The sequence below is a fragment of the Bacillus sp. TL12 genome (assembly GCF_022625245.1).
GTDB lineage: Bacteria > Bacillota > Bacilli > Bacillales > Bacillaceae_G > Bacillus_A.
The window spans coordinates 1-462 of sequence record NZ_JAJJBY010000213.1 but is presented as its reverse complement, the minus strand read 5'-3'; the positions used below and the strand labels follow the sequence as shown (position 1 = coordinate 462).

The following is a 462-nucleotide window of genomic DNA, read 5'->3' as shown; positions in this document are numbered from 1 at the left end:
ATGTCCCCATATCGAGACACCCTTTGGAAGTTTAGTTTCATAGATTCCAAGACCATAATTATCAAGTCCCGCTATTCCTGTAGGAACTGTAGTAAGCATTTGTTTTAGTTGCTGTTCCTTTAGTAATTTTCCACTAAGCAAGTAAGAGAAAAATTTGTTTAAGTCATCAGCAGTAGAAATTATATCTCCATCGGAGTTACCTGGGTAAGAATAAGTAACGTCTTTTAGCTCCCTTTCTCCGTCATATCTTTCATATCCACGGGCATGATTGGTACCTGGGATAACAGTTGAATTACCGGGTAGGAATGTATTCGACAATTCGAGCGGTTCAACAATCCGATTTTCAACCTCTTCTGCATAGCTATTTCCAGTTACTTTTTCAATAAGGATACCCAATATTACGTATCCCGTGTTTGAATAAGACCAGCCCTTACCTGGGGCAAAGTCTGGGGGAAGAGAAAT

The 462-nt window shown here is 39.6% G+C and carries 1 protein-coding gene; it reads right to left on the bottom strand.

What is annotated here, in order from left to right:
- Nucleotides 1–462 (bottom strand): serine hydrolase domain-containing protein (locus LOK41_RS28600; protein ID WP_241819459.1); only part of this gene is annotated, 462 nt, incomplete at both ends.